Origin of the sequence: Qipengyuania gelatinilytica, from assembly GCF_019711315.1 — a bacterium.
In the GTDB taxonomy this organism is placed as follows: Bacteria; Pseudomonadota; Alphaproteobacteria; order Sphingomonadales; family Sphingomonadaceae; genus Qipengyuania; species Qipengyuania gelatinilytica.
Genome location: NZ_CP081294.1, coordinates 1,794,829 through 1,817,543 on the forward strand (window position 1 = coordinate 1,794,829; position 22,715 = coordinate 1,817,543).

General features: G+C 63.9%; 22 protein-coding genes and 1 tRNA gene. 10 read left to right on the top strand and 13 right to left on the bottom strand.

Annotated elements, in window-relative coordinates; translation table 11 throughout:
• Window positions 1-164 precede the first annotated feature (164 nt).
• Window positions 165-1,499, top strand: a complete 1,335-nt coding sequence (locus K3136_RS08985) for a hemolysin family protein (protein WP_221429978.1) — start codon at window positions 165-167, stop codon at window positions 1,497-1,499.
• Between the two features lie 269 nt (window positions 1,500-1,768).
• Here K3136_RS08985 and K3136_RS08990 read toward each other — a convergent pair whose 3' ends face one another.
• The 10 genes from K3136_RS08990 to K3136_RS09035 are packed head-to-tail and all read right to left on the bottom strand — an operon-like array spanning window position 1,769 to window position 10,624.
• Complete coding sequence (locus K3136_RS08990) at window positions 1,769-2,179, bottom strand: DUF3035 domain-containing protein (RefSeq protein WP_221429979.1); 411 nt, start codon at window positions 2,177-2,179, stop codon at window positions 1,769-1,771.
• The gene (gene lspA, locus K3136_RS08995) at window positions 2,179-2,724 is read right to left on the bottom strand and encodes a signal peptidase II (RefSeq protein ID WP_221429980.1); all 546 of its coding nucleotides are present in this window, start codon (window positions 2,722-2,724) and stop codon (window positions 2,179-2,181) included. The genes K3136_RS08990 and lspA overlap by 1 nt, the downstream gene beginning before the upstream one ends.
• The gene (gene ileS, locus K3136_RS09000) at window positions 2,721-5,603 is read right to left on the bottom strand and encodes an isoleucine--tRNA ligase (RefSeq protein WP_221429981.1); all 2,883 of its coding nucleotides are present in this window, start codon (window positions 5,601-5,603) and stop codon (window positions 2,721-2,723) included. The genes lspA and ileS overlap by 4 nt, the downstream gene beginning before the upstream one ends.
• Entirely contained in the window at window positions 5,596-6,537 is a 942-nt protein-coding gene (locus K3136_RS09005) for a bifunctional riboflavin kinase/FAD synthetase (RefSeq protein ID WP_221429982.1), read from the bottom strand. Before K3136_RS09005 ends, ileS begins: the two co-directional genes overlap by 8 nt.
• Entirely contained in the window at window positions 6,534-7,715 is a 1,182-nt protein-coding gene (locus tag K3136_RS09010) for a dipeptidase (RefSeq protein ID WP_221429983.1), read from the bottom strand. The genes K3136_RS09005 and K3136_RS09010 overlap by 4 nt, the downstream gene beginning before the upstream one ends.
• Window positions 7,712-8,203 carry a dihydrofolate reductase gene (locus K3136_RS09015; protein ID WP_221429984.1) on the bottom strand — a complete coding sequence of 164 codons (492 nt, stop codon included), beginning with the start codon at window positions 8,201-8,203 and terminating at the stop codon, window positions 7,712-7,714. Before K3136_RS09015 ends, K3136_RS09010 begins: the two co-directional genes overlap by 4 nt.
• The gene (locus K3136_RS09020; RefSeq protein WP_221429985.1) at window positions 8,200-9,267 is read right to left on the bottom strand and encodes a 5-(carboxyamino)imidazole ribonucleotide synthase; all 1,068 of its coding nucleotides are present in this window, start codon (window positions 9,265-9,267) and stop codon (window positions 8,200-8,202) included. Before K3136_RS09020 ends, K3136_RS09015 begins: the two co-directional genes overlap by 4 nt.
• Complete coding sequence (gene purE / locus K3136_RS09025; RefSeq protein WP_221429986.1) at window positions 9,267-9,758, bottom strand: 5-(carboxyamino)imidazole ribonucleotide mutase; 492 nt, start codon at window positions 9,756-9,758, stop codon at window positions 9,267-9,269. The genes K3136_RS09020 and purE overlap by 1 nt, the downstream gene beginning before the upstream one ends.
• 1 nt (window position 9,759) lies before the next feature.
• Window positions 9,760-10,446 (bottom strand): 2,3-diphosphoglycerate-dependent phosphoglycerate mutase, encoded by a 687-nt coding sequence (gene gpmA / locus K3136_RS09030; RefSeq protein ID WP_221429987.1) that lies wholly within the window; start codon window positions 10,444-10,446, stop codon window positions 9,760-9,762.
• A gap of 34 nt (window positions 10,447-10,480) precedes the next feature.
• Window positions 10,481-10,624: a hypothetical protein gene (locus K3136_RS09035; RefSeq protein WP_221429988.1), complete on the bottom strand. Its 144-nt coding sequence runs from the start codon at window positions 10,622-10,624 to the stop codon at window positions 10,481-10,483.
• A gap of 114 nt (window positions 10,625-10,738) precedes the next feature.
• Between K3136_RS09035 and K3136_RS09040 the strand changes: the two genes are divergently transcribed.
• The 4 genes from K3136_RS09040 (at window position 10,739) to K3136_RS09055 (ending at window position 14,170) form a co-directional block, all read left to right on the top strand.
• Window positions 10,739-10,813 (top strand) — tRNA-Thr (locus tag K3136_RS09040).
• 164 nt (window positions 10,814-10,977) lie between these two features.
• The gene (locus tag K3136_RS09045) at window positions 10,978-12,147 is read left to right on the top strand and encodes an acyl-CoA dehydrogenase family protein (RefSeq protein ID WP_221429989.1); all 1,170 of its coding nucleotides are present in this window, start codon (window positions 10,978-10,980) and stop codon (window positions 12,145-12,147) included.
• 32 nt (window positions 12,148-12,179) lie between these two features.
• Window positions 12,180-12,647 (top strand): PH domain-containing protein, encoded by a 468-nt coding sequence (locus tag K3136_RS09050; RefSeq protein WP_221429990.1) that lies wholly within the window; start codon window positions 12,180-12,182, stop codon window positions 12,645-12,647.
• Window positions 12,644-14,170 (top strand): PH domain-containing protein, encoded by a 1,527-nt coding sequence (locus tag K3136_RS09055; RefSeq protein ID WP_221429991.1) that lies wholly within the window; start codon window positions 12,644-12,646, stop codon window positions 14,168-14,170. Before K3136_RS09050 ends, K3136_RS09055 begins: the two co-directional genes overlap by 4 nt.
• Here the strand turns inward: K3136_RS09055 and K3136_RS09060 are convergent.
• Window positions 14,167-14,463, bottom strand: coding sequence for a GNAT family N-acetyltransferase (locus K3136_RS09060; RefSeq protein ID WP_221429992.1), 297 nt, complete (start codon window positions 14,461-14,463; stop codon window positions 14,167-14,169). The two genes, K3136_RS09055 and K3136_RS09060, sit on opposite strands and share 4 nt — an antisense overlap.
• A gap of 54 nt (window positions 14,464-14,517) precedes the next feature.
• Between K3136_RS09060 and K3136_RS09065 the strand changes: the two genes are divergently transcribed.
• Complete coding sequence (locus K3136_RS09065; RefSeq protein ID WP_221429993.1) at window positions 14,518-15,513, top strand: threonine aldolase family protein; 996 nt, start codon at window positions 14,518-14,520, stop codon at window positions 15,511-15,513.
• Window positions 15,510-16,454 (top strand): DMT family transporter, encoded by a 945-nt coding sequence (locus K3136_RS09070; RefSeq protein WP_221429994.1) that lies wholly within the window; start codon window positions 15,510-15,512, stop codon window positions 16,452-16,454. Before K3136_RS09065 ends, K3136_RS09070 begins: the two co-directional genes overlap by 4 nt.
• Here K3136_RS09070 and K3136_RS09075 read toward each other — a convergent pair.
• Both K3136_RS09075 and K3136_RS09080 read right to left on the bottom strand, forming a co-directional pair.
• Window positions 16,438-17,229, bottom strand: coding sequence for a Rossmann-fold NAD(P)-binding domain-containing protein (locus K3136_RS09075; RefSeq protein WP_221429995.1), 792 nt, complete (start codon window positions 17,227-17,229; stop codon window positions 16,438-16,440). The genes K3136_RS09070 and K3136_RS09075 overlap by 17 nt on opposite strands.
• A complete protein-coding gene (locus tag K3136_RS09080) occupies window positions 17,226-18,470 on the bottom strand; it encodes a M48 family metallopeptidase (protein ID WP_221429996.1) in 1,245 nt (414 codons plus the stop codon). The genes K3136_RS09075 and K3136_RS09080 overlap by 4 nt, the downstream gene beginning before the upstream one ends.
• Window positions 18,471-18,623: 153 nt before the next feature.
• Between K3136_RS09080 and pepN the strand changes: the two genes are divergently transcribed.
• The 3 genes from pepN to petA all read left to right on the top strand — a co-directional run bounded on the left by pepN (window position 18,624) and on the right by petA (window position 22,700).
• Window positions 18,624-21,275: an aminopeptidase N gene (gene pepN / locus K3136_RS09085; RefSeq protein WP_221429997.1), complete on the top strand. Its 2,652-nt coding sequence runs from the start codon at window positions 18,624-18,626 to the stop codon at window positions 21,273-21,275.
• Complete coding sequence (gene pgeF, locus K3136_RS09090; protein WP_221429998.1) at window positions 21,268-21,927, top strand: peptidoglycan editing factor PgeF; 660 nt, start codon at window positions 21,268-21,270, stop codon at window positions 21,925-21,927. The genes pepN and pgeF overlap by 8 nt, the downstream gene beginning before the upstream one ends.
• A 218-nt stretch (window positions 21,928-22,145) precedes the next feature.
• Entirely contained in the window at window positions 22,146-22,700 is a 555-nt protein-coding gene (gene petA / locus K3136_RS09095; RefSeq protein WP_221429999.1) for a ubiquinol-cytochrome c reductase iron-sulfur subunit, read from the top strand.
• Window positions 22,701-22,715: the final 15 nt, after the last annotated feature.

Genomic DNA, 22,715 nt, shown 5'->3' on the forward strand with positions numbered 1-22,715 from the left:
TTCCCCTTCATTCTGACCGTCTTGTCCGGGCTTTGTTGCCTCTTGGACGGCCGGGTGCGGTGGGACGCGCCCACCAGCGCCTCTAGAAGTTTCCAAACACATCAATTCACAGCCTGTTCCGAGAACCGCTGGCAGCGCTGCACTTTTGTGCTAGCGAAGCCCTTGTGACACCCTTTCCCTGGACCGATCTGCTCATCATTGCCGGGCTCATCCTGCTCAACGGCGTTTTCGCCATGAGCGAGCTGGCAATCGTTTCCGCCAAGACCTCGCGATTGCGCTCTGCCGCACAGCAGGGGAGCCTTGGCGCGAAGTCGGCCATCTCGCTGGCTTCGGACCCCGGCAAGTTCCTTTCGACCGTGCAGATCGGCATCACGCTGGTCGGCATCATCGCAGGCGCTTACTCCGGGGCGAGCCTCGGCGGCCCTGTCGGCGAGCGGCTGGCAGTCCTCGGCGTACCGGCCGACTGGGCCGACCAGGCCGGTTTCGCGCTCGTGATCGCGCTGACAACCTATTTCAGCCTCGTCGTGGGCGAACTGGTTCCCAAGCAGGTCGCGCTTCGGGCCGCAGTTCCGATCGCCATTGCCATGGCGGGTCCCATGGCGTTGCTCGCAAGGGTGGCTGCTCCGCTGGTGTGGCTGCTCGATACTTCGTCGGGCCTGCTGATCCGTGCGCTGGGCGTGCGTCCTGCAGGCCAAAGCGCGGTAACGGCAGAAGAATTGCACATGCTCTTCGCCGAAGCGACACGCACGGGCATTATCGAAACCGAACAGCACCAGATGCTCGCGGGCGTCGTGCGGCTTGCCGAGCGACCGGTGCGCGAGGTGATGACGCCGCGCACCGAACTCGACTGGATCGACGTCAACGCGGACGAGGAGGCCATTCGCGTGCTGCTCGACGAAAGCCCGCATTCGGTCTGGCCGGTGGCGGACGGCTCGCCCGACAAGGTGATGGGCCTCGTGCGTGTGCGCGAAGTGCTGAGCGCGATGCTGGCCGGTGGTAGCGTCGATCTCGAAACGCTGATGACCAAGGCCGAGGTCGTGCCAGACCAGCTCGATGCGGTCGATGCGCTGCGCGTGCTCCAGCAGGCAGATATCGCCATGGCCATGGTGCATGACGAATACGGCCACCTCGACGGGATCGTGACCCCGGTCGACCTGTTGACCGCGCTGGTCGGCGATTTCGCCAGCGACCAGGATCCGGGCGATTCCCCGGGCATCGTCGAGCGTGCCGATGGCTCGCTTCTCGTAGCCGGATCGCTATCTGCCGATGCGCTCGCGGACCGGCTGGGCCTCGTTTACGGCGATGACCGCGAGTTCGCCACGGTGGCGGGTTTCTGCCTCGCGGTGATGAAGAAGCTGCCCGTCGAGGGCGAGTTTTTCGAGGAACAGGGCTGGCGCTTCGAGGTGATCGACCTCGACGAACGCCGGATCGACAAGGTGCTGGTGAGCGAAATCGCTCCCAAGGCGAACAGCGACGCTCCGGAAGACTACGCGATATAGTTTTCGCGTTTCGAACCGACCCCCGTCGGTTCGTCCTCGCTAGACGTGCAGCAAGCTGCACCCGCTGCGGGCGGGCGGTCGCCCTATGACTGCCGTGACCAAGAGTTAATCCGAAAAATTACGGTCTAGCGCGAGGGCCGGGCCGGCGGAGGCCCGGCAAGCGCGACTGCGCGCCCGCAGGTGCTCGACGCGGTCACGCGTCGAAATAGCGCCGAGGATGAGCCCGCGGAGGCGGGCTCTATAAACTAGGGAATCAGTAATTCCCGGCGTCAGCCGGGGATTACGGCCTGCGCCGATGCACCGTCACCCTCGGGGGCGGCGATGATGTCGCGGGTCACGGTGCCCTTGGCGACCGTGTTGGTGTCTTCCGAACCGACCATCGAGCGGATGCCCGGGTCTGCTGCACCGGCGCGGTCGAGGACCGAGGTTTCGACGCCGCTGCGCTGGGCAGGGCCGCCGAACAGCGCTTCGAGAGCCTGCTCTGCAGCAGTGCCTTCGGCCGGACGCGGAGCGCCCGGTGCCGGGGGCACGAGGTTGAAGTCGGGCGGGACCACCAGCGGCGCCTGGCGCTGCACGGCAAATTCGTCGGGGCGTTCACGGTTCAGGAAACCGCCGCCGCCACATGCGGCCAGCATACTCGCGGTTGCGCCGAGAATGGCGATACGGGCGTACATATTCATCAATTGCTCTCCGCGGCGTCTGCCGGTTTGCCTTCCATGAGGTCATCGACCTCTTGATCGTCCTTGTCGCGCATCAGGAAGGCGCGCACAAGGATTATGACGACGCCGATGGTGATAGCGGCATCGGCTACGTTGAAAATGAGGAACGGACGGAACTCGCCGATGTGAAGATCGGCATAGTCGATCACATAGCCCAGTTCGTAGCGATCCTTGATATTGCCCAGCGCGCCTCCGAGGATGAAGGACAGGCCGAGGATATCGCCGAACAGCTTTTCGCGGAACATCCAGATCGTCACCACCAGCGCGATCAGCGCGGTGACCCCTACGAGGATCCAGCGCGATTCCATGCTGTCCGCTTCGAACAGGCCCATCGAGACGCCGAAATTCTGGGTCCAGCGCAGGTCGAAGAAGGGCAGCAGCTCGATCACGCGAACTTCGCGCAGGTTGAGCGGTCCGACCATGAGCGCCTTGATCCACTGGTCCACGCCATAAATGACGAAGGCGATCAGGACGCCGAACAGGCGCAGTTTCAGCAGCTGGTTCATTGTGCAGCGTCCAGTTGGGCGACGACCGGCTCGCAGCGATCGCACAGCGCGCCGTCTTCCTCAACGGAAGGCAGCAGGCGCCAGCAGCGGCCGCATTTGTTTTCATCGGTGCGCGAGACAGTCACCTCGTCGCTCTGCCCACGCGTCACTGACGCGGTGATGAACAGTTCTGCGAGATCTTCGTCGGAGAAGCCTTCGGGCACGGCGCTGGCCGGCACCACCACATCGGCTTCGAGGCTGGAACGGATGGTCTTGTCGCGGCGCAGCGGCTCGATCGCTTCGGTCACGCGTTCGCGAAGCGCGCGTAGCCGCTCCCAGCGCGCGCCGTCGGCGGTAACGCCCATGACCGGCGGCCAGTCGAGCAAGTGGACGCTGCCCCCTTCGGGATAGCGCGTGGTCCAGACTTCCTCTGCCGTGAAGACCAGCACCGGCGCGGCATAGCGGACCAGCGCGTGGAACAAGAGGTCGAGCACGGTGCGATAAGCGTTGCGGCGCGTCGAATCCGGACCATCGCAATAGAGCGTGTCCTTGCGGATATCGAAGTAGAAGGCCGACAGGTCCTCGTTGCAGAAATCGACCAGCAGGCGCGTGTAGGTGTTGAAGTCGTACTCTTCGAGCGCCTTCTTCAGTTTGCCGTCGAGATCCGCCAGCAGCGCGAGGATGTATACCTCCAGCTCAGGAATCTCGCCTGCATCGCCCATGTCGCCGACGAAGCCGTCGAGCGCGCCGAGGAGGTAGCGGAAGGTGTTGCGCAGGCGGCGGTACTGGTCGCCCACGCCTTTCAGGATTTCATCGCCGATGCGGTGGTCTTCGGTGAAGTCGACCGACAGCGCCCACAGGCGGATGATGTCGGCGCCGTACTGTTCCATGACCTTGAGCGGATCGATGGTGTTGCCGAGGCTCTTCGACATCTTCTTGCCGTCGCTCGCCATGGTGAAGCCGTGGGTCAGCACCGCGTCATAGGGCGCGCGGCCGCGGGTGGCGGAGCTTTCGAGCAGGCTCGACTGGAACCAGCCGCGATGCTGGTCGCTGCCTTCGAGATAGAGGTCGGCGGGCCAGCGCAAGTCGGGCCAGCGGCCACTTTCCAGCGTGAAGGCGTGGGTGCAGCCCGAATCGAACCAGACGTCGAGAATGTCGGTGACCATCTCGAATTCGCCCGGGTCATGATCAGCGCCGAGGAATTCCGCCTTGCGGCTTTCGTCCCAGGCATCGACGCCCTTCTCCTTGACCGCCTCGACCACGCGGGCGTTGACCGCGGGGTCCTGCAGATAGGTACCGTCGGCCTTCACGAAGAGCGTGATCGGCACGCCCCATGCGCGCTGGCGGCTGAGCACCCAGTCGGGGCGGCCTTCGACCATCGAGCCGATGCGGCGGCGGCCCTTTTCGGGATAGAACTTCACCCGCTCGATCTCGCGCATGGCGATTTCGCGCAAGGTAGAGTGGTCCTTGCTCGTGGCCATGGCGACAGCCGCGCCGAAGCCCTCGGGTACGGCGACGTCGAAGTCGCCCACGTCGAGCGGCTTGTCCATCGGCACGAACCATTGCGGCGTGCAGCGATAGATGACCTTGGCCTTCGAGCGCCACGAATGCGGGTAGGAGTGCGTGTAATCGTCGCTGGCCGAAAGCAGCGTCCCATGTTCGCGCAGGTCCGAACAGATCGGGCCTTCGGGCGCGTTGAAAGCCTTGTTGATGACCGCGCGTCGGCGATCATCTTTACCGCCGAGCCATTCCCAATCGTCGCGATAGCGCCCGTCGCCCATGACCGCGAAGACCGGCTCGATGCCGTGCTCGCGGCAGAGCAGGAAGTCGTCCTCGCCATGATCGGGCGACATATGGACGAGGCCTGTGCCGCTGTCCGTGGTGACGAAATCGCCCGCGAGCAGGGGGCGGGGCTTGGCGTAAAACCCGCCGAGATGGTGCATCGGGTGACGCGCGACGGTTCCGGCGAGGTCAGAGCCTTTGCCCTCCCAATCGACGATATGAGCGTCGATTTGCCAACGTTCGACCAAAGCATCCAGTCGATCTTTTGCGACGAGAATATGACTGGGTGATGCGCCTCCACCGCCTTGGCCGCCTCTCCACGCGTTCAAGTGCAGCAGAACATACTCAACATCCGGCCCATAGGCCAAAGCCTGGTTCACCGGGATCGTCCACGGTGTGGTGGTCCAGATCACCGCATGAGCACCAACCAGTTCCTCGATCGGCGATTCCACGATCTCGAACGCCACGTCGATCTGGGTCGAGGTGATGTCCTCGTATTCGACCTCGGCTTCGGCCAGCGCGGTTTCTTCGACCGGCGACCACATCACCGGCTTCGATCCGCGATAGAGATTTCCGGCCTCGGCGAACTTCATCAGCTCGGCAACGATGGTCGCTTCGCTTTCGAACTGCATGGTGAGGTAGGGATTGTCGAAATCCGCCATCAGGCCGAGGCGTTTGAGCTGTTCGCGCTGAACGTCGACCCATTTTTGCGCATAGGCGCGGCATTCGGCGCGGAATTCGCTCGCAGGGATCGCGTTCTTGTCGCGCTTCTTCTTGCGGAACTGTTCCTCGACCTTCCATTCGATCGGCAGGCCGTGGCAGTCCCAGCCGGGCACGAAGGGCGCGTCCTTGCCGAGCAGCGTCTGGCTACGCACCACCATGTCCTTGAGGATGCGGTTCAGCGCATGGCCGATATGCATGTCGCCATTGGCGTAAGGCGGGCCGTCATGGAGGATGAACTTCTCGCGGCCTTCGCGGGCTTCGCGCAGCTGCTGGTAGAGGTTTTCGTCCTGCCAGCGCGCAAGGATCTTCGGCTCCTTCTGGGGGAGGCCGGCCTTCATGGGAAAATCGGTCTTGGGAAGGAAGACCGTGTCTCGATAATCGCGCTGTTCAGTCATTGCCGCGCGCGCTTAGAAGATGGCGGGCCTCCAAGCAATCTTTCTCCATCTGCGAGATCAAATCGTCGAGGTGATCGAATTTCGCCTCGCCGCGCAGGAAGTGATGGAAGGCCACCTCGATTTCCTGGCCGTACAGATCGCCGGAAAAATCGAAGAAATAGGGTTCGAGCAGTTCCTTGGGCGGTTCGAACTGCGGGCGCACGCCGATATTGGCTGCGCCTTTCAGCTCCTGCCCGGTCGAAAGGATGCGGCCCGTCACGGCGTAAATGCCGTATTTCGGGCGCAGGTAATGCTCGATCGAGAGATTGGCGGTGGGATAGCCGATCTCGCGCCCGCGCTTGTCGCCATGCTGGACCACGCCGCGAATCGCGAAGGGGCGGGTGAGGAGGCGTGCGGCTTCCTGCGGATCGCCCTCGCGCAGAGCCTCGCGCACGCGGCTGGAGGATACGGGCGCGCCGCCATCCATCACCGGATCGACTGCACGCGCCTCGATCCCGACTTCCTTGCCGAGCTCGACAAGTTTCTCGAAATTGCCGCCGCGTGCCTTGCCGAAAGTGAAGTCCCCGCCGGTGACGACGCCTTTCACGCCGAGTTTTTCGGCCAGCAACACGCGGACGAAATCCTCTGCCGTGGTGCCGGCAAGCTCGCCGTCGAAATGGAACACCAGCATCGCGGTGGCGCCTGCCGCAAGGTAGAGTTCCTGCCGCTGCTCGAGCGTGGTCAGGCGGAACGGTTCGGCGTCTGGCTTGAAGAAGCGGACCGGATGCGGGTCGAAAGTCGCGATGATAGAGGGGCGGCCTTCCGCACGCGCCCAGTCGATCGCTTCCTTCGCCACGGCCTGGTGGCCGAGGTGGAAGCCGTCGAAATTGCCCAGCGCGATGATCGCGCCGCGCAGGCTTTCGGGGAGCGGTTCGCGGTGGTCGAGAAATCTCACGAGGCGGCCTCCATCGGTTCGATCCCGGCGCCAAGGACGCGCAGGGCATTTCCGCCCATGGCCGCGCGAATTTCCTTTTCGGTGAACCCTTCGTCCATCAGCGCCTGTGTCACCTGTGTCAGCTCGCTTGTGTCGAAACGGGTCGTGACCGAGCCATCGAAATCACTACCAAGGGCGACATGCTCTATGCCGACGAGATCGCGGATATGCTTCATTGCCCTGGCAACCGAGCGCGGCGAGGTGTCGCATACTGCCCCGTCCCAATAGCCCACGCCGATGATCCCGCCGGTGCGCGCCACGCCGCGAATCTGGTCGTCGGTGAGGTTGCGATTCACCTCGCAGGTCGCCTGCACGCCGCCATGGCTCGAGACGATGGGACGGCGGGCCATGGCAATGATGTCGGCGACGCAGGCCGGGCTGCAATGCGCGATATCCACGATCATGCCGAGCTCTTCCATCCGGCGCACCACCGCGCGGCCCATGTCGGTCAGCCCGCCCTTGTCGACGCCATGCATCGAGCCGGCGAGTTCGTTGTCGAAGAAGTGCGTGAGCCCCGCCATGCGAAAGCCCGCCGCGTGGAGCTTTTCAAGATTTGCGGGGTCGCCTTCGAGGTTGTGCAGGCCCTCGATCGAAAGCATCGCGCCAACGCTGTCCCGACCGGATTCGCGTGAACGCAGCAAGCGATCGACGTCTTCCTGCCCGTGTATCTGGAACAGCGTGTCGCGCTCTTCCTCGACGGCGCGGTCCAGCTTGGTCGCGTGCCAGAGCGAACGCTCGAGCAGGCTATTCCAGGTGCGGATTGGCTGTAGCTGGCCGATCACCAGCGGCGTGATGTTGTCGGTTTCGCCCGTGTTCGAATCGTAGTTCTGGTCTCGCGGCGACTTCGTTACGCTCGAGAAAACCTGCAGCGCGACGTTGCCGGCCTTGAGGCGCGGCAAATCCACATGGCCGCGATCCGCGCGGTCGAGCAGGTCGCGCTTCCACAGCAGCGTGTCCGAATGCAGGTCGACGATCTCAAGGTCGGCGTGGAGATCGCGCGCTTCCTGGCTGACCTCGATCAGCGGCTCGCCGTCGATGCGATTGAGGTCGCGTTCGATATAGGCAGGCGCAAAGATGAAGAACCCCAGCAGGGCCGTTATGAGAATGACTACGAAGCCGATGCCGATCCGGCGCTTCATTCCGCAGTCTCGCCCACGCGAGTGTAAGTCAGGAAGGAATAGGCGGGCCGATCGTCCTTCGCATCGCGGTCTTCGCGCCCTGCGATTTCCCATTCGGGCCCGAGCGGCGGCATGAAGACGTCGCCGTCGAATTCCTCGTGGATATCGGTCAGCTCGATCCGTTCGGCGAGGGGCATGAACACGTCGAATATTGCCGCACCGCCAATCACCGCGATGTCACCTTCGCCCGCTTTCGCGATTGCCTCGTCCACCGAGCGGACCACTTCGGCGCCGGTCGAATCCCAGCGCTCCTTGCGGGTCAGCACGATGTGGCGGCGTCCGGGCAGGAGGCCGGGCAGGCTCTCGAAGGTCTTGCGGCCCATGATCATGGGCTTGTCCATGGTGAGCGCCTTGAAGCGCTTGAGGTCGGCAGGCAGGTGCCAGGGCAGCTGGCCGTTCTTGCCGATCGCGCCATTGGCGGCGCGCGCATAGATCAGGAAGAGGCTCATCCGCGGGTGTCGAGGAACAGGCGGGTGACGTGGCCCATCTTGCGCCCTTCGCTCGCCTCGGCCTTGCCATAGTCGTGCAAATGCGCGGCGTTGTCCTTCAGCAGCGCGTGTGCGCCGTCGATCTCGCTGCCGATGATGTTGCGCATTTCCACCGCGCTCGCCGTGGTGCGCGTATCGCCCAGCGGCAGGCCGGCAACCGCACGGATGTGGTTTTCGAACTGGCTGGTGGCGGCGCCTTCGATCGTCCAGTGGCCCGAATTGTGCACCCGCGGTGCCATCTCGTTGAAGATCGGGCCTTCATGGGTGGCGAAGAATTCGAGCGTGAGCACGCCGACATATTTGAGTGCATCGGCAACCTTGCGCGCCAGTTCGCGCGCCGGGGCGACCTGTTCGCTTACGGAATTGCCGGCCGGGAAATGCGATGCCGCTAGTATGCCGCCTTCGTGCACATTGCGGGTCGAATCCCAGAAACGGATCTCGCCGTCTTGTCCGCGTACGAGGATGACCGAGAATTCCGCATCGAACTCCACGAAGCCTTCGTAGACGCAGGGAACGTCGGGAAAGCGCAGGGCATCCGCATCGCGCGACGACCCAATGCGCCACTGGCCTTTGCCGTCATAGCCGTCGCGGCGGGTCTTGAGGATGCCGGGGGCACCCAAGCGGTCCACTGCGGCGACGAGGTCGAGGCTCGAATCGACCTTGGCATAGGCAGCCGGTCGCCCGCCAAGGCCTTCGATGAAGCGCTTCTCGGTCAGCCGGTCCTGCGCCGTTTCGAGCGCGAGGGGGCCGGGGAAAATCTTGTCGGCAGGGATGGCGCGCGCTGTGTCGACGGGGACATTCTCGAATTCCCATGTCACGACGTCGCAACGCGCGGCGAAGGAGGCGAGGGCCTCGCCATCGTCCCACGCGGCGGTGACGAAATCGTCGTTGACCGGGCCGCTGACATTGTCGCCCTCGGGGGCATAGCCGATGGTGTGATAGCCGAGCTGGGCGGCGCTCATGGCCATCATCCGGCCGAGCTGGCCTCCGCCGAGGATGCCGATCGTCGAGCCGCGCGCCAGCATCAGTCGACGGGCCTTTCGTTTACGGCCTCGCTGCGTGCCTTCCGCCAGTCCTTGAGGCGCTGGCCCAGTTCCTTGTCGTCATTGGCGAGGATCGCGGCGGCGAAGAGACCGGCATTGGTCGCCCCGGCCTCGCCGATTGCCAGCGTGCCGACCGGGACGCCGGCAGGCATCTGGACGATCGAGAGCAGGCTGTCCTGTCCGGAAAGCGCCTTCGATTGCACCGGTACACCGAGCACGGGGACATGGGTGAGCGCCGCAATCATGCCGGGCAAGTGCGCCGCGCCGCCTGCGCCTGCGATGATCACGTGGAAACCGTCGGCTTCGGCGGCCTTGGCGAAATCGTACATCCGGTCGGGCGTGCGATGGGCGGAAACGATGCGGACATCGGTTGCGACGCCCAGTTCCTCCAGCACCTCGGCGGCACATTTCATGGTATTCCAGTCGGACTGGCTGCCCATGACGATAGCGACTTTTGCCTCCCCCTGGCTCATGTCAGGCGTCCTTCAGGTAATAGCGTTCGCCGACGGGCGTGGCGCCGTCGAAGTCGTAGATGATCGGCTGGCCGGTCGGGATTTCGAGGCCGGTGATCTCGTCATCGGAAATGTTCGAAAGATGCTTTACCAGCGCGCGCAGCGAGTTGCCGTGGGCGGAGATGATCACGTTCTCGCCCTTGGCGAGCTGCGGCAGGATCACCTCTTCCCAGTAGGGCAGCACGCGTTCGATGGTGAGCTTGAGGCTTTCGGTACGCGGCACGTCCACGCCGTCGTAGCGCGGGTCGTCCGACAGGTCGAATTCGCTGCCCGCTTCGAGTTCGGGCGGCGGCACGTCGAAACTGCGGCGCCAGATGTGCACCTGCTCGTCACCGTGCCGGTCGCGGGTTTCCTGCTTGTCGAGACCGGTGAGGCCACCATAGTGGCGCTCGTTCAGGTGCCAGTCGCGGGTCACGGGTATCCATAGCCGCTCGCAAGCCTCGAGCGCGATATTGAGCGTTTTGATCGCGCGTTTCTGGACACTGGTGAAGGCGACGGTGGGCAGGACGCCCTTGGCTTTCATCAGTTCGCCGGCTTCATGCGCTTCCGCCTCGCCCTTCTCGGTGAGGTCTACATCCCACCAGCCGGTGAAACGGTTGGCGAGGTTCCACTCGCTCTGGCCGTGGCGAACGAGGATCAGCTTCGACATGATTACTCCGGTTTTCCCCTAGGAGCACTGCGCGTTAGCGGTCAGACCCATCCTTGGAAAGACCTGTATCTTCCGATTCGCGCATTTCCCGCGTCTGGGCCTTGCGGCGGCGGAGGTTCTCGCGAAGTTTCGCGGCGAGGCGTTCCTCGCGAGTCATCTTGTCGTCGGCAGCACTCATGGCGCAACCTTTTGCGAAATTCGCTTTCGGGGGCAAGCGAAGGTTGACTTATGCGCCGCGTCTGCCAATAGCGCGCGCCTCCACCCCGCAACGGTTTTCTCGCGGGCACCATGTGCTGCTGTAGCTCAGTGGTAGAGCGCACCCTTGGTAAGGGTGAGGCCGGGAGTTCAATCCTCCCCAGCAGCACCATTTTCTTTTTTGTTTGGACCCTCAAACGCCGGGCGCGACGCGTCCGCGTCGCTTGGCTCCGCCGCAGTGGCGGCGACGTGCAGTCGTACTTTGACTGCCGTGACCAAGAACCGGGTTGCGCATAGCCACCCATCGCGGCACTCCTTTTCCAAAGGGAGAGCACGATGGATTTCCGCCTGACCGAGCAACAGCGCGAGCTGCAAGACGCGGCGCGCACATTCGCGAGAAAGGAATTGCCCGATCTTGCGCGCGAGATGGAGGAGAAGGATTTCTCCGTCCCGTCGGAGATGATGGTCCGTTATGGCGAGATGGGCTTTCTCGGCGTGAACCTGCCCGAAGAATATGGCGGGCTGGGACTCGGCCATCTCGAGGCGCTGCTGGTGCTCGAACAGTTCGCGATGATCTCGAATGCCGTGGCATTTCCGATCTTCGAGGCACTGGTCGGGCCGGTCAGGACGATCGAGCGATTCGGATCGGATGCGCTGAAAGCGAAAATCATTCCTCGGGTCGTCAGGGGCGCGGCGACCGTGGCTGTTTCCATGTCGGAACCCGATGCCGGAACCGCGCTGACGGATCTGACGACCAACGGATTTCTCCAGAATTGTCATTACATCCTCGACGGAACCAAGCGTTGGACCTCCGGAGCGGGGCACGCATATTATTACGTCGTCTACACACGCCTCTCCGACGCACCCGGGGCAAAGGGCATCGGGGCGCTGCTGGTCGAAAAGGAAATGGAAGGCGTCTCCTTCGGCAAGCGTGAGCAGCTCATGGGCTTTCGCGGGATCGAAACGCGCGACATCATCTTCGACGGCGTGAGAGTGCCGGAGGAAAACGTAATTCTTCCCGCGGGCGGCTTCGGCAAGCTGATGAGCGCCTTCGGGCTCGAACGCTGCGGCAATGCCACGCAGTCGCTCGGCTTGGCGGCAGCGGCACTCGAGCAGGCGACCGAATATGTCCAGGAGCGGCAGGCCTTCGGAAAGCCCATCGTCGATTTCCAGGCGGTGCAGATGCGGCTTGCCGAAATGGCAATGCAGGTCGAGGCCGCGCGGCTCCTCATCTACCGCGCGGCGGCCAATGCCGAACACAATGAGGACGGCCTGCCGAGCGTTTACGAAAGTTCGACCGCGAAATGCTTCGCCAACGAGATCGTTCGGAGCGTCACGGCCAACGGGATGCAGGTGATGGGCGGCTACGGCTATCACAAGGAATACGGCATGGAGCAGCGCGTTCGCGACGGTTTCGCATGGGGCATCGCGGGCGGCACGACCGATGTGCAGAAGACCAATATCGCCGCCGCGATCGTCGGGCGCAGGTTCGATCAAAGGCGTTGATCGTCCACGCTGTATTGCATAGATAAAGCGGTATGGACGAAAGCGAAAACCTCACCCAGCTCGACCCGCGCTACAAGACGATGATGCGCCTCGTCGCGGCCCTGGTGGCAGTAGCTGTGCTGGTTGGTGCGAGCATCGCCGAGTTTGCGATTCCCGGATGGACCGGGATCATCTGGGCGCCGGCCGTCCTCGTGGTTGCCTATCTCGTCTTCTACCTGCCGATGCGCCGATATGCCACGCGGGGATATTCGGTCGTGGAAGAGCGCCTGCGCGTGGTGCGCGGCGTGCTCTTCCATTCCGATACCGTCGTACCCTTCGGCCGCGTGCAGCATATCGACGTGGGGCAGGGGCCGCTCGAACGCGGCTTCGGCCTCGCTACGCTGACCGTCCACACGGCGGGATCGCACAATGCCTCCGTGTCGCTGCCCGGCCTCGCGCATGAGGATGCAATCGCGATGCGCGAGGAAATCCGCGCGGCAATCCGGCGCGATACGCAATGACCGCTCGCGAGCCGGACTACCGGCGGACCGATCCCAAGGGATTCATCGTTCGCGCGGCCATGATGCTCGCGCAGCTGGTCATCCCGCTCGGCGTAGCGGCGATGACCATCTTCGACGATGGCGATTTCAGCGGCAAGATGGCTGTCGCAGCACCCATTATCGCGGCGATCATCCTCTTCAATCTCGTGGTCGCCTATCTCCAGTGGACCAAGCTGACCTATACCGTGGGCGCGACCGATATACGCGTGGAGAGCGGCGTTCTCTCACGCGCCGCACGATCGGTGCCGTTCGAGCGTATCCAGGACGTGAGCCTCGAGCAGAAGCTGCTGCCGCGCCTGTTCGGGCTGGTCGAGGTGAAGTTCGAAACCGGCGCCGGCGGCAAGGACGACCTGTCGCTCACCTATTTGTCCGAAAGCGAGGGCGAGCGCCTGCGCGAACTGGTCCGCAACCGGCGCGAAGGCTTGGATGAGGCGAGCGAACCGGACGCGGGACGCGCGCCCGAACAGGCCGATACGATCTTCGCGATGGGCCCGAAGCGCGTCTTCACCTTCGGCCTGTTCGAATTCTCGCTTGCCGTTGTGGCGGTGATCGGTGGCCTCGCGCAGCAATTCGAATTTCTCCTGCCATTCGATCTCTGGAACGTCGACGAATGGGAGCAGCGGCTCGCAGGACCCGGGCAATGGCTCGCGGGAATCGGTCCGCTGGCACAGGTCGCCGGGATCGTCATCGCGGCGGCCATGCTGGCCCTTCTCGGTACTGCCACGGGACTGGTGCGAACGACGCTGCGCGAATGGGACTTCCGGCTCGAGCGGACAGCCAAGGGCCTGCGCCGCCGCCGCGGACTGCTGACGCGCACCGACCTCGTCATGCCATTGCACCGTGTGCAGGCGCTGCGTCTCAACACCGGCTTCGTGCGCCGCCTGTTCGGCTGGCATTCGCTCAAGATCATAAGCCTCGCCAGCGATAGCGGCGGGGCGAACCACGATGCGGTTCCCTTCGGCCAGATGGAGGAGATCCAGCCTGTGGTCGGGGTGACCGGGTTTGAGCTGCCGCCAGCGCAAACCGGTTGGCAGCGCGCAATGCCCGAATACCGCATCGACAAGGCGGTACTGGCAATGCTCGTCCTGATCCCGGTGACTGCCGTTGTCGCCGTGGTCGGGAGTGCGTGGTTCTGGCTGCTGCCCGCCGCCGGTCTCGTGTTCACGCTGGCCGAGCAATTCTGGCGCTGGAAGCACGACTATCGCGCGCTCGGGGAGCGCCAAGTCTATTCGCGGCATGGCTGGTTTTCGCCGAGCCTTGCCATCGGCTCGCGGGTCAAGCTGCAGTCTGTCGATATCAGGCAGGGGCCGCTCGCAAGGCTACGCGGTTATGCCAGCCTCCATTTCGGCCTCGCTGGCGGACGACTGCGCATCCACGGCATGCCGATTGCCGAAGCGCGGCGCTGGCGCGACGAGATCAGCCGGAGCATTTCCAGCGCCGACTTCTCGGAGCTGCTCGAAACAAAGGGCGCGCCTGCGACCTAGGCGCGCAGGTCGGCCAGCTCTTCGTGGCGGTCGAAGTAGCGTTCGACATAGGAGCAGTCGGGGGCGATCTTGAAGCCATGGCTCCGCGCATCGCTCACCAGCGCCTCGACCAGCTTGGCGGCGATGTTTCGACCGCGCGCTGCGGGCGGGACGAAAGTATGCTCGGCATGACGAACGCCTTCGCGCATGGTCCAGCTTAGCTTGGCCGTGCCATTCACATCGGGCAGTTGCGCAACATAATCACCGTGGGTGACCCTGTCGTGACGCTCTATTTCGATTTCTGCGGTACCCATGTTGTATTCTTTCCTTGCTGTGCAACCAACGCATCGCTCGCTACAGGCGTTCCGATGAAATTCCTGTCAGACAATGCCGCCAGTGTTCATCCCGAGGTCTGGGACGCCATGCGCGCTGCCGATGCGCCTGATTCGCCCTATGACGGTGACGGCCTGAGTGCTTCGCTCGATGAGAAGATGTCATCCCTGTTCGGACGTGAGTCGAAGTGCCTCTGGGTGGCAACCGGCACTGCGGCCAATTGCCTCGCGCTTGCGACGATGGTGCAGCCACACGGAGCGGTCGTCTGCCACCGCGAAGCGCATATCGAGATGGACGAAGGCGGCGCGCCCGGTTTCTACCTCCACGGCGCCAAGCTTCTTCTGGCCGAGGGCGAAGGTGCGAAGATCGACCGCGGCTCGGTCCTCGATGTGATCGATCCGATCCGCGACGATGTCCACCAGGTCCAGCCGCATGCGATTTCGATCACGCAGGCGAGCGAATACGGGCGCAGCTATCGACCCGAGGAGGTCGCCGGCCTCAGGGCGCTGGCCGACGAACGCGGCCTCGGCCTGCACATGGACGGAGCGCGCTTCGCCAATGCTGCCGCCTTCCTCGACCTGCCGGCAGGCGAAGTTGCCGGGCAGGTCGATGCGCTGAGCTTCGGCTTCGTCAAGAATGGCGGGATGAGCGCGGAAGCGATCGTCTTCTTCGATCCGGCGCTTGCCGATGTCGCGCTCTATCGCCGCAAGCGCGCGGGACATTTGCAGAGCAAGGGCCGCTATCTCGCTGCGCAGATCCACGCCATGCTCGATGGCGATTTGTGGCTCTCGAACGGCCGCGCAGCCAATGCGGCTGCGGCCGAGATCGCCACGGCTTGTGGCGAACGGCTGATGCATCCTGTCGAGGCCAACGAGCTTTTCGTGCGCTGCACCGCTGCCGAACGTGAAGCGCTTCGCGCCAAGGGTTTCGAATTTTACGACTGGGGCGCCGATGCGGCTCGCTTCGTAACGGCCTGGAACACGCGCGAGGAAGATGCCCGCGCCCTTGCGAAAGCGATCGCGGACCTATGAGCGCATCACCGGGCGGCGAAAGCCTGCTGAGCCCACGCAACCTTGCCGCTTTCCTGCTCGTCAGCCTGATCTGGGGCGGGACATGGCTGGTCATCCGCGACCAGATCTCGTCGGTCCCCGCCAGCTGGTCGATCACCTGGCGCTTTATCGTGGCCGCCGCCGGTATGTTCGTCCTCGCGAAACTGCGGGGCGAGCCGCTGGCCTTGCCGCGCGCAGGCTGGCGCTGGGCGCTGGCGCTCGGCCTGTTCCAGTTCAGCCTCAATTTCAGCTTCGTCTACAATGCCGAGAAGTTCATTACCTCGGGGCTGGTGGCGGTGATGTTCGCCCTGCTGGTGGTGCCCAATGCGATCCTCGGCAAGTTCGTCCTCGGCCAGCCGATCCGGCGCGAATTCGTGCTCGGCTCCACGATTGCGGCTGTCGGCGTGGCCATGCTGTTTGCGCAGGAATGGCGCGCATCGCCTGCAACGCTCGGCGAAGTGCTGCTCGGAGCAGGGCTGACCGTGGGCGGTATCCTGTCGGCCAGTGCCGCCAATATCGTGCAGGCAATGGAAGGCGCCAAACGCCAGCCGCTGCTGACCCTGCTTGCGTGGTCGATGGTCGTCGGCGTGGTGCTGAACGCCGGTTTCGCGCTGCTCACGCAGGGTCCGCCGCAATTCGACACGCGGCCTGCCTATTCGCTCGGCATCCTCTACCTCGGCCTTGCCGGTTCGGTGATTACCTTCCCGCTCTATTACGGCCTCGTGCGCAAGGTCGGGGCGGGACAGGCCGCTTACAGCTCGGTCATCGTGCCGATCGTTGCGATGATCCTGTCGACGCTGTTCGAAGGCTTCGTCTGGGGCCCGCTGCCCGCTGCCGGGGCCGCGATCACGCTGCTCGGCATGGTGGTGGCGCTACGCGGGCGTAGCGCACCGCCGCCGCGCCGCGCTACGCCCGAGCCCTGATCGCCGCGAGGCCTTCACGATAGGTCGGATAGCGCGGCTCCCAGCCGAGCACGCGCTTTGCCTTGCCATTCGCGACCCTGCGGTTCTCGGCATAGAAACCGCGCGCCATCGGCGAGAGATCCGCTTCCTCGATGGTCTGGAGAGGTGGCGGCTCGACACCCATGATCCGGCACGCCTCCTCGACCACGCAATTCTGGCTGGCCGGCAGATCGTCGGACAGGTTGTAGGCGCCTTCCGGAGCATCGCCGGCAAGGGCAGCGACGACGCCGGCGGCGATATCGTCGACATGGCACCGGCTGAAGACCTGCCCCGGCATGTCGATCCGGTGTGCCTTGCCCTGTTCCAGCCGGTCGAAAATGCTGCGTCCCGGTCCGTAGATACCCGGGAGGCGAAAGACCCGTGCGCCAAGATCGAGCCAGAGCGCATCCGCATCGCTGCGCGCGCTTCGCCTGCCGGTGCCGGTGGGCGAGCTTTCATCGACCCATGCACCTGCGGCATCGCCGTAGACACCGGTCGAAGACAAATAGCCGTACCAGGCCTTGCCCATCACCTCGCGATAGGTGTCGAGCACCGGATCGAGACCGCTTTCGCGGTCCGGCGGGACCGAGGAAAGGACGTGCGTCGCCTTTTCCAGCGCCTCCGACACGCTATCCCGATCATTGAAATCGAGATTGCCCGCGCTCCCCGTCGCATCGACCTGCCACCCGCGATCGCGCATGGCTCCTGCAATGCGCGAGGCGGTGTAGCCAAGTCCGAAGATCAGCAGGCGAGTCATTCGGCGTCCAGATAGCCTTCCGGCGGCGTTTCGATCTGTGGATTTTCGACATTGTCGGCTTTCCACTGCATCGAACGCCGTACGCGGTTTTCGCCAGAGGGGTGGGTGAAAAAGATGAACTCCTCCAGGTCGCCCGGCTCCAGCTTGCGGTATTCGGACAGGCGCATTGCGGCGCGTGCAAATCCGTCCGGCTCCTGTGCGGCTTCGAGACCAAAGGCGTCGGCCTCGTTTTCCTGCACGCGCGTGATGTTGTTGAACAGCGGCGTCGCCAGCATGAAGTAGATCGACAGCAGCAGGCTCAGCACCGGGATCGACGCGGGGTCCGCGACATCCTTCACGCCCCAGTCCGCACCTTTGCGCGCAATGAGCTTCGGCGCGAGAATGCTCACGAGGAACAGGCCGAGGCCGATGACCGCGAGCATCATGAGCGTACGGGTCAGCCCGTGACCGAGTTTATAATGCCCGAGCTCGTGGCCCATGACGGCAACGATTTCCTCTTCGCTCGTCCGTTCGAGCAAATTGTCGTTGAGCGAGATGCGGATCGTGGGTCCGAAGCCGGAGACATTGGCCGAAATGCGCTTGTGCTGCTTCGACTGGTCGAAGACATAGATGTTGTCGGCAGGGACATCGTATGCCTGCGCCATGGCCACGATCCGGTCGCGCAATGGGCCTTCTTCCATCTCGGTATATTCGTTGAACAGCGGGGACAGGAACACCGGGGCCAGCATTCCGAGCACGAAGAGGAACACGCCGGTCACGCCCGTTCCCCACAGCCACCAGCTGCGCGGGGCGCGGGCAATCACGGCATAGATGATCGCCACGATGATCGGCCCGATGACGAGGCTGATGGCGAGACCAATCATCTGCTCGCCCAGCCATGCCCCGAAGCCGAGGTCGAGCAGGTCGTATTGTTTCTCGCGCCAGTAGCCGGTGTAGATCGACCACGGCAGCGCGAGGACTGCGCCGACGACGAGATAGAGAAGTGCGGTCAGCCAGGTGACGCCGAAACGGCGCTTGAACCAACGCTCGCCCAGGTCGCGGAAGGCCCTGGCCATGCGGAAGCGCAGGATCAGCCAGTCGATCAGGACCCCGATGAGGGTCCCGAACAGGATCAGCCAGTAACCCCCTTCGAAATAGGCGTCGGACTTCGCCCGCGCCGGACCCTGCAAGGTATCCAGATAGGCGCGCGTTGCCGCTTCCACATCGAAGCTTGCCGCGCTGGCCGCGAGCAGATCGAACATAACCCTTCCTCCCTTGGAGAAGCTGGCTGCTCTGTCGCGGCCATGCTGTCAATCGGTCTGCACAAGCGTTCCGCCGAATGAACGCAAACACTCGACGGGCGTTGGTCCAGGTGACACAGGAATTGCCAAACAGACATTCGAGGCAGGACAAACATGGATATCGCGCGCACCCCCACGACCCCCGACGGGAACATCGAAATGGCCGACGCCGCCGTCGAGCCGAAGGCCCCGCCCGAGATCCGGCGCGAGGATTATACGCCTTTTGCCTGGCTGGTGCCTGCGACCCGGCTCGATTTCGAACTCGGGATCGACAAGACCCGCATCACCGCGACACTCGAGGTCGAGCGCAATCCCGCCGCCGATCCCACGCCCACCATCCGCCTCAATGGCGACGGGCCGAAGCTGGTTTCGCTCAAATGTGATGGAGGCGACTGCGCCGGTCACACGATGGATGGCGACGACCTCGTGGTGACGCTGGAGGGTGACAGTCACACGATCGAGATCGTCACCGAGATCGAGCCGAGCGCCAATTCGCAGCTCATGGGCCTTTATGCGTCGAACGGCATGCTGTGCACGCAATGCGAATCCGAAGGCTTCCGGCGCATCACCTTCTTCCCCGATCGCCCCGATGTCCTGTCGACTTATACCGTGAAGATGAGCGGACCGAAGGCGCTATTCCCGATCCTCCTGTGCAACGGCAACAAGGTGGACGAGGGCAGCGATGGCGATGACCACTGGGCCGAATGGCACGATCCCTGGCCCAAGCCCTCCTATCTCTTCGCGCTGGTGGCCGGCGATCTCGTCGCCCGCAACGACAGCTTCACCACGATGAACGGGCGCGAGGTGGAACTCAATGTCTGGGTACGCGACGGCGATCTCGAGAGGACCGAGCACGCCATGGAGAGCCTCAAGCGCTCGATGAAATGGGACGAGGAGGTGTTCGGGCGCGAATACGACCTCGATCTCTACAACATCGTCGCAGTGTCCGATTTCAACATGGGCGCGATGGAGAACAAGGGCCTCAACGTCTTCAATACGAAATACGTCCTCGCCGACCCCGAAACCGCCACCGATGGCGATTTCGACGGCGTGGAAGGCGTGATCGGTCACGAATATTTCCATAACTGGTCGGGCAACCGCATCACCTGCCGCGACTGGTTCCAGCTATCGCTCAAGGAAGGCTTCACCGTCTTGCGCGACCAGCTGTTCAGCCAGGACATGGGGTCCGAGCCGGTCAAGCGGATCGAGGATGTGCGCGTGCTGCGCGGGGCGCAGTTCCCCGAAGATAGCGGCCCGCTGGCGCACCCTATCCGGCCTGACAGCTACCGCGAGATCAGCAATTTCTACACCGCCACGGTCTACAACAAGGGCGCCGAAGTCATCCGCATGATGCGCACGATGGCGGGCGAGGGGGCTTTCCGCAAAGGCACCGATCTCTATTTCGACCGCCACGACGGTGAGGCGGCGACCTGCGAGGATTTCATCAAGTCGATCGAGGATGGTGCGGGGCTGGACCTCACCCAGTTCCGCCTGTGGTATTCGCAGGCAGGGACGCCCAGGGTCAGTGTCGAGCTTGCGCATGAAGGCGGTGAAGCGGTGCTCACGCTTTCGCAGGTGGTACCGGATACTCCGGGACAGACCGGCAAGAAGCCCATGCCGATCCCGCTCAAGATCGCACTGTTCGACCGCGAGAGCGCCGAACATTCGGGTGAACAGCTGGTCGTGCTCGACACGGAGAGCGACACGTTCCGCTTCCCCGGCTTTGCGCAACTGCCGGTCCTCTCGATCAACCGGACCTTCTCGGCTCCGGTCACGATCAGCAGGAATATCGAGCGCAGCGACCTCGTCTTCCTCGCGCGCCACGATGACGATCCTTTCGCCCGGTACGAGGCGATGCAGGACCTGATGGTCGGGCACCTTGTCGCGGCCAGCAAGGGCGAGCTTGGCGATGAGGAGCGCGCGGCCGGAACGACGGACATCGTCACCGCGCTTCGCAGTGTCATCGCGGACGAGGCGCTCGACGACCTCATGCGCGGCGAGCTGCTTTCCATGCCCAGCCAGACCTACATCATGGAGCAGATCGAAGCAGCCGATCCGGGCCGGATTTTCGAAGAACGCGAATCCCTGAAAGCCACCATCGGCACGGAACTCAAGGACGAGCTGCACCGGCTTTACGAGCGGGCAGAAGCGGTCCCCTATTCGCAGAGCGCGGAGGCCAAGGGCGCGCGCAAGCTGAAGACCCTCGTCCTCGTCTATGCGGCGGCCAGCGATCCGCAGAAGGCGGCCGAACTTGCCGCGCACCAGTACGACCGCGCCGACAACATGACTGACCGGCAGGGCGCGCTGATGGTTCTCACCGGCATCGACAGCGCCGAGCGCACGGGCCGCCTGCTCGATTTCTACAATCGCTATCGGGACAATGCGCTGGTCGTCGACAAGTGGTTCTCGCTCCAGGCGATGTCGCTGCATCCCAACGTCATCGAGCATGTGAAGGCGCTGGCCCAGCACGAGGATTTCACGATGAAGAACCCGAACCGCGTGCGCTCGCTCTACATGGGGTTTGCAGTCAATCCGCATGGCTTCCATGCAGCCTCGGGCGAGGGGTACAGGCTGATTGCCGACCTCATTCTCGAGCTCGATCCGATCAATGCCCAGACCGCGGCACGTTTCGTCCCCTCGCTCGGGCGCTGGCGCAAGATGGAGCCGGTTCGCTCGGCCATGATGCGCGAGCAGCTGGAGCGGATCGCTGCTGCGCCCAAGCTGTCGCGCGACACCTTCGAGCAGGTCACGCGCTCCCTTGGCTGAAGTGCTGACCAGCGAGGCGCTTGAAGGCGTGCCGCACGGATTTTCCACCCGCGAGGGGCTGGAAGGCAGCAAGGTGCTGCCGGGCGCGCCGCTGGTCATGCTGGAACAGGTCCATTCCCCCGATGTGCTGGTGATGCGCGAGGCGGGCGGCGAGAAACGCCAGGGCGACGGCATCGTCACCGACCGCCGCGGCCTTCTTATCGGCATCGTCACGGCGGATTGCGCGCCGGTCCTGATGGCGGACCGCGAAGCTGGCGTGGTCGGGGCCGCGCATGCCGGATGGCGCGGCGCCCGCGCGGGTGTGCTCGAAAATACGCTCGACGCCATGGAGCGGCTCGGCGCGAACCGCGCGAATATCGCGGCGGTCATCGGTCCGACGATCGCGCAGGCGAGCTACGAGGTGGACGAGGGCTTTCGCGAGCAATTCGATAGCGGGGACGAACGCTTCTTCGCCCGCGGCCGGCCGGGACACTTCCAGTTCGACCTGCCTGCCTATGTGGCGCACCGCCTGAAGCGGGGAGGGGCGGGGCGAATCGCGGATCTCGCGCTCGACACCTATGCCGACGAGGCGCGCTTCCATTCGTTTCGCCGGGCCACCCACCGCTCCAAACCCACCACAGGGCGGCAAACAAGCGTTATCGCACTGCCCTGAGCGGGTTGCATGGATTGCACGCAAGCGTACGCCAGTTGCCAAAATGGCGGTTGGCAAGGTGCCGCTTAGCGGCTAGAGGCGCGACCAAACCGGTATTGCCGGGGGCATCCGCGTATCTTTTTCCGGCGCAGACCACCCCACAGCAACCGGCCCTTTGGACGCAACTAATCCGCTGCACCAACCGGTGCGGCACCTAAAGCAGGCAAGGCAAGGCGCTGATGGCAGACACGACTGCAACCGCTAATCCCGAAGACGGCGTACGGCGCCGCGACTTTCTCGACATTGCTGCGGTCAGTGCAGCCGGCATCGGCGGCCTCGCAGTCGTTTACCCGCTGGTTAGCCAGATGGCTCCGTCGAAGGATGTTCTCGCGGCGAGCTCGACCGAGGTCGACGTTTCTGCGATCGAGCCGGGACAGGCTATCAAGGCGGTCTTCCGCAAGCAGCCGCTCTTCGTGAAGCGCTTGACCGCTGCCGAGATCGCTGCGGCCAACGCCACCCCGGCCGACTCGCTGCGCGACCCGCAGACCCTCGCCGAACGGACCAAGGAAGGTCACGAGGACATGCTCGTCACCATGGGCGTCTGCACCCACCTCGGCTGTGTGCCGCTGGGCGCTGCCGAAGGTGAAGTGAAGGGTGAGTATGGAGGCTATTTCTGCCCCTGCCACGGTTCGCATTACGATACCGCCGGTCGCATCCGCAAAGGTCCGGCACCGACGAACCTCGAAGTGCCGGAATACGAGTTCATCTCGGATACCGTCATCCAGGTCGGCTGAGCTAAGAGACGAGAG

Coding starts and splice junctions, on each gene's coding strand:
- K3136_RS08990 (WP_221429979.1), bottom strand. CDS start 2,179: ATGAATATGTACGCCCGTATCGCCATTCTCGGCGCAACCGCGAGTATG.
- lspA (WP_221429980.1), bottom strand. CDS start 2,724: ATGAACCAGCTGCTGAAACTGCGCCTGTTCGGCGTCCTGATCGCCTTC.
- ileS (WP_221429981.1), bottom strand. CDS start 5,603: ATGACTGAACAGCGCGATTATCGAGACACGGTCTTCCTTCCCAAGACC.
- K3136_RS09010 (WP_221429983.1), bottom strand. CDS start 7,715: ATGAAGCGCCGGATCGGCATCGGCTTCGTAGTCATTCTCATAACGGCC.
- K3136_RS09015 (WP_221429984.1), bottom strand. CDS start 8,203: ATGAGCCTCTTCCTGATCTATGCGCGCGCCGCCAATGGCGCGATCGGC.
- K3136_RS09020 (WP_221429985.1), bottom strand. CDS start 9,267: ATGCTGGCGCGCGGCTCGACGATCGGCATCCTCGGCGGAGGCCAGCTC.
- purE (WP_221429986.1), bottom strand. CDS start 9,758: ATGAGCCAGGGGGAGGCAAAAGTCGCTATCGTCATGGGCAGCCAGTCC.
- gpmA (WP_221429987.1), bottom strand. CDS start 10,446: ATGTCGAAGCTGATCCTCGTTCGCCACGGCCAGAGCGAGTGGAACCTC.
- K3136_RS09035 (WP_221429988.1), bottom strand. CDS start 10,624: ATGAGTGCTGCCGACGACAAGATGACTCGCGAGGAACGCCTCGCCGCG.
- K3136_RS09045 (WP_221429989.1), top strand. CDS start 10,978: ATGGATTTCCGCCTGACCGAGCAACAGCGCGAGCTGCAAGACGCGGCG.
- K3136_RS09050 (WP_221429990.1), top strand. CDS start 12,180: ATGGACGAAAGCGAAAACCTCACCCAGCTCGACCCGCGCTACAAGACG.
- K3136_RS09055 (WP_221429991.1), top strand. CDS start 12,644: ATGACCGCTCGCGAGCCGGACTACCGGCGGACCGATCCCAAGGGATTC.
- K3136_RS09060 (WP_221429992.1), bottom strand. CDS start 14,463: ATGGGTACCGCAGAAATCGAAATAGAGCGTCACGACAGGGTCACCCAC.
- K3136_RS09065 (WP_221429993.1), top strand. CDS start 14,518: ATGAAATTCCTGTCAGACAATGCCGCCAGTGTTCATCCCGAGGTCTGG.
- K3136_RS09070 (WP_221429994.1), top strand. CDS start 15,510: ATGAGCGCATCACCGGGCGGCGAAAGCCTGCTGAGCCCACGCAACCTT.
- K3136_RS09075 (WP_221429995.1), bottom strand. CDS start 17,229: ATGACTCGCCTGCTGATCTTCGGACTTGGCTACACCGCCTCGCGCATT.
- K3136_RS09080 (WP_221429996.1), bottom strand. CDS start 18,470: ATGTTCGATCTGCTCGCGGCCAGCGCGGCAAGCTTCGATGTGGAAGCG.
- pepN (WP_221429997.1), top strand. CDS start 18,624: ATGGATATCGCGCGCACCCCCACGACCCCCGACGGGAACATCGAAATG.
- petA (WP_221429999.1), top strand. CDS start 22,146: ATGGCAGACACGACTGCAACCGCTAATCCCGAAGACGGCGTACGGCGC.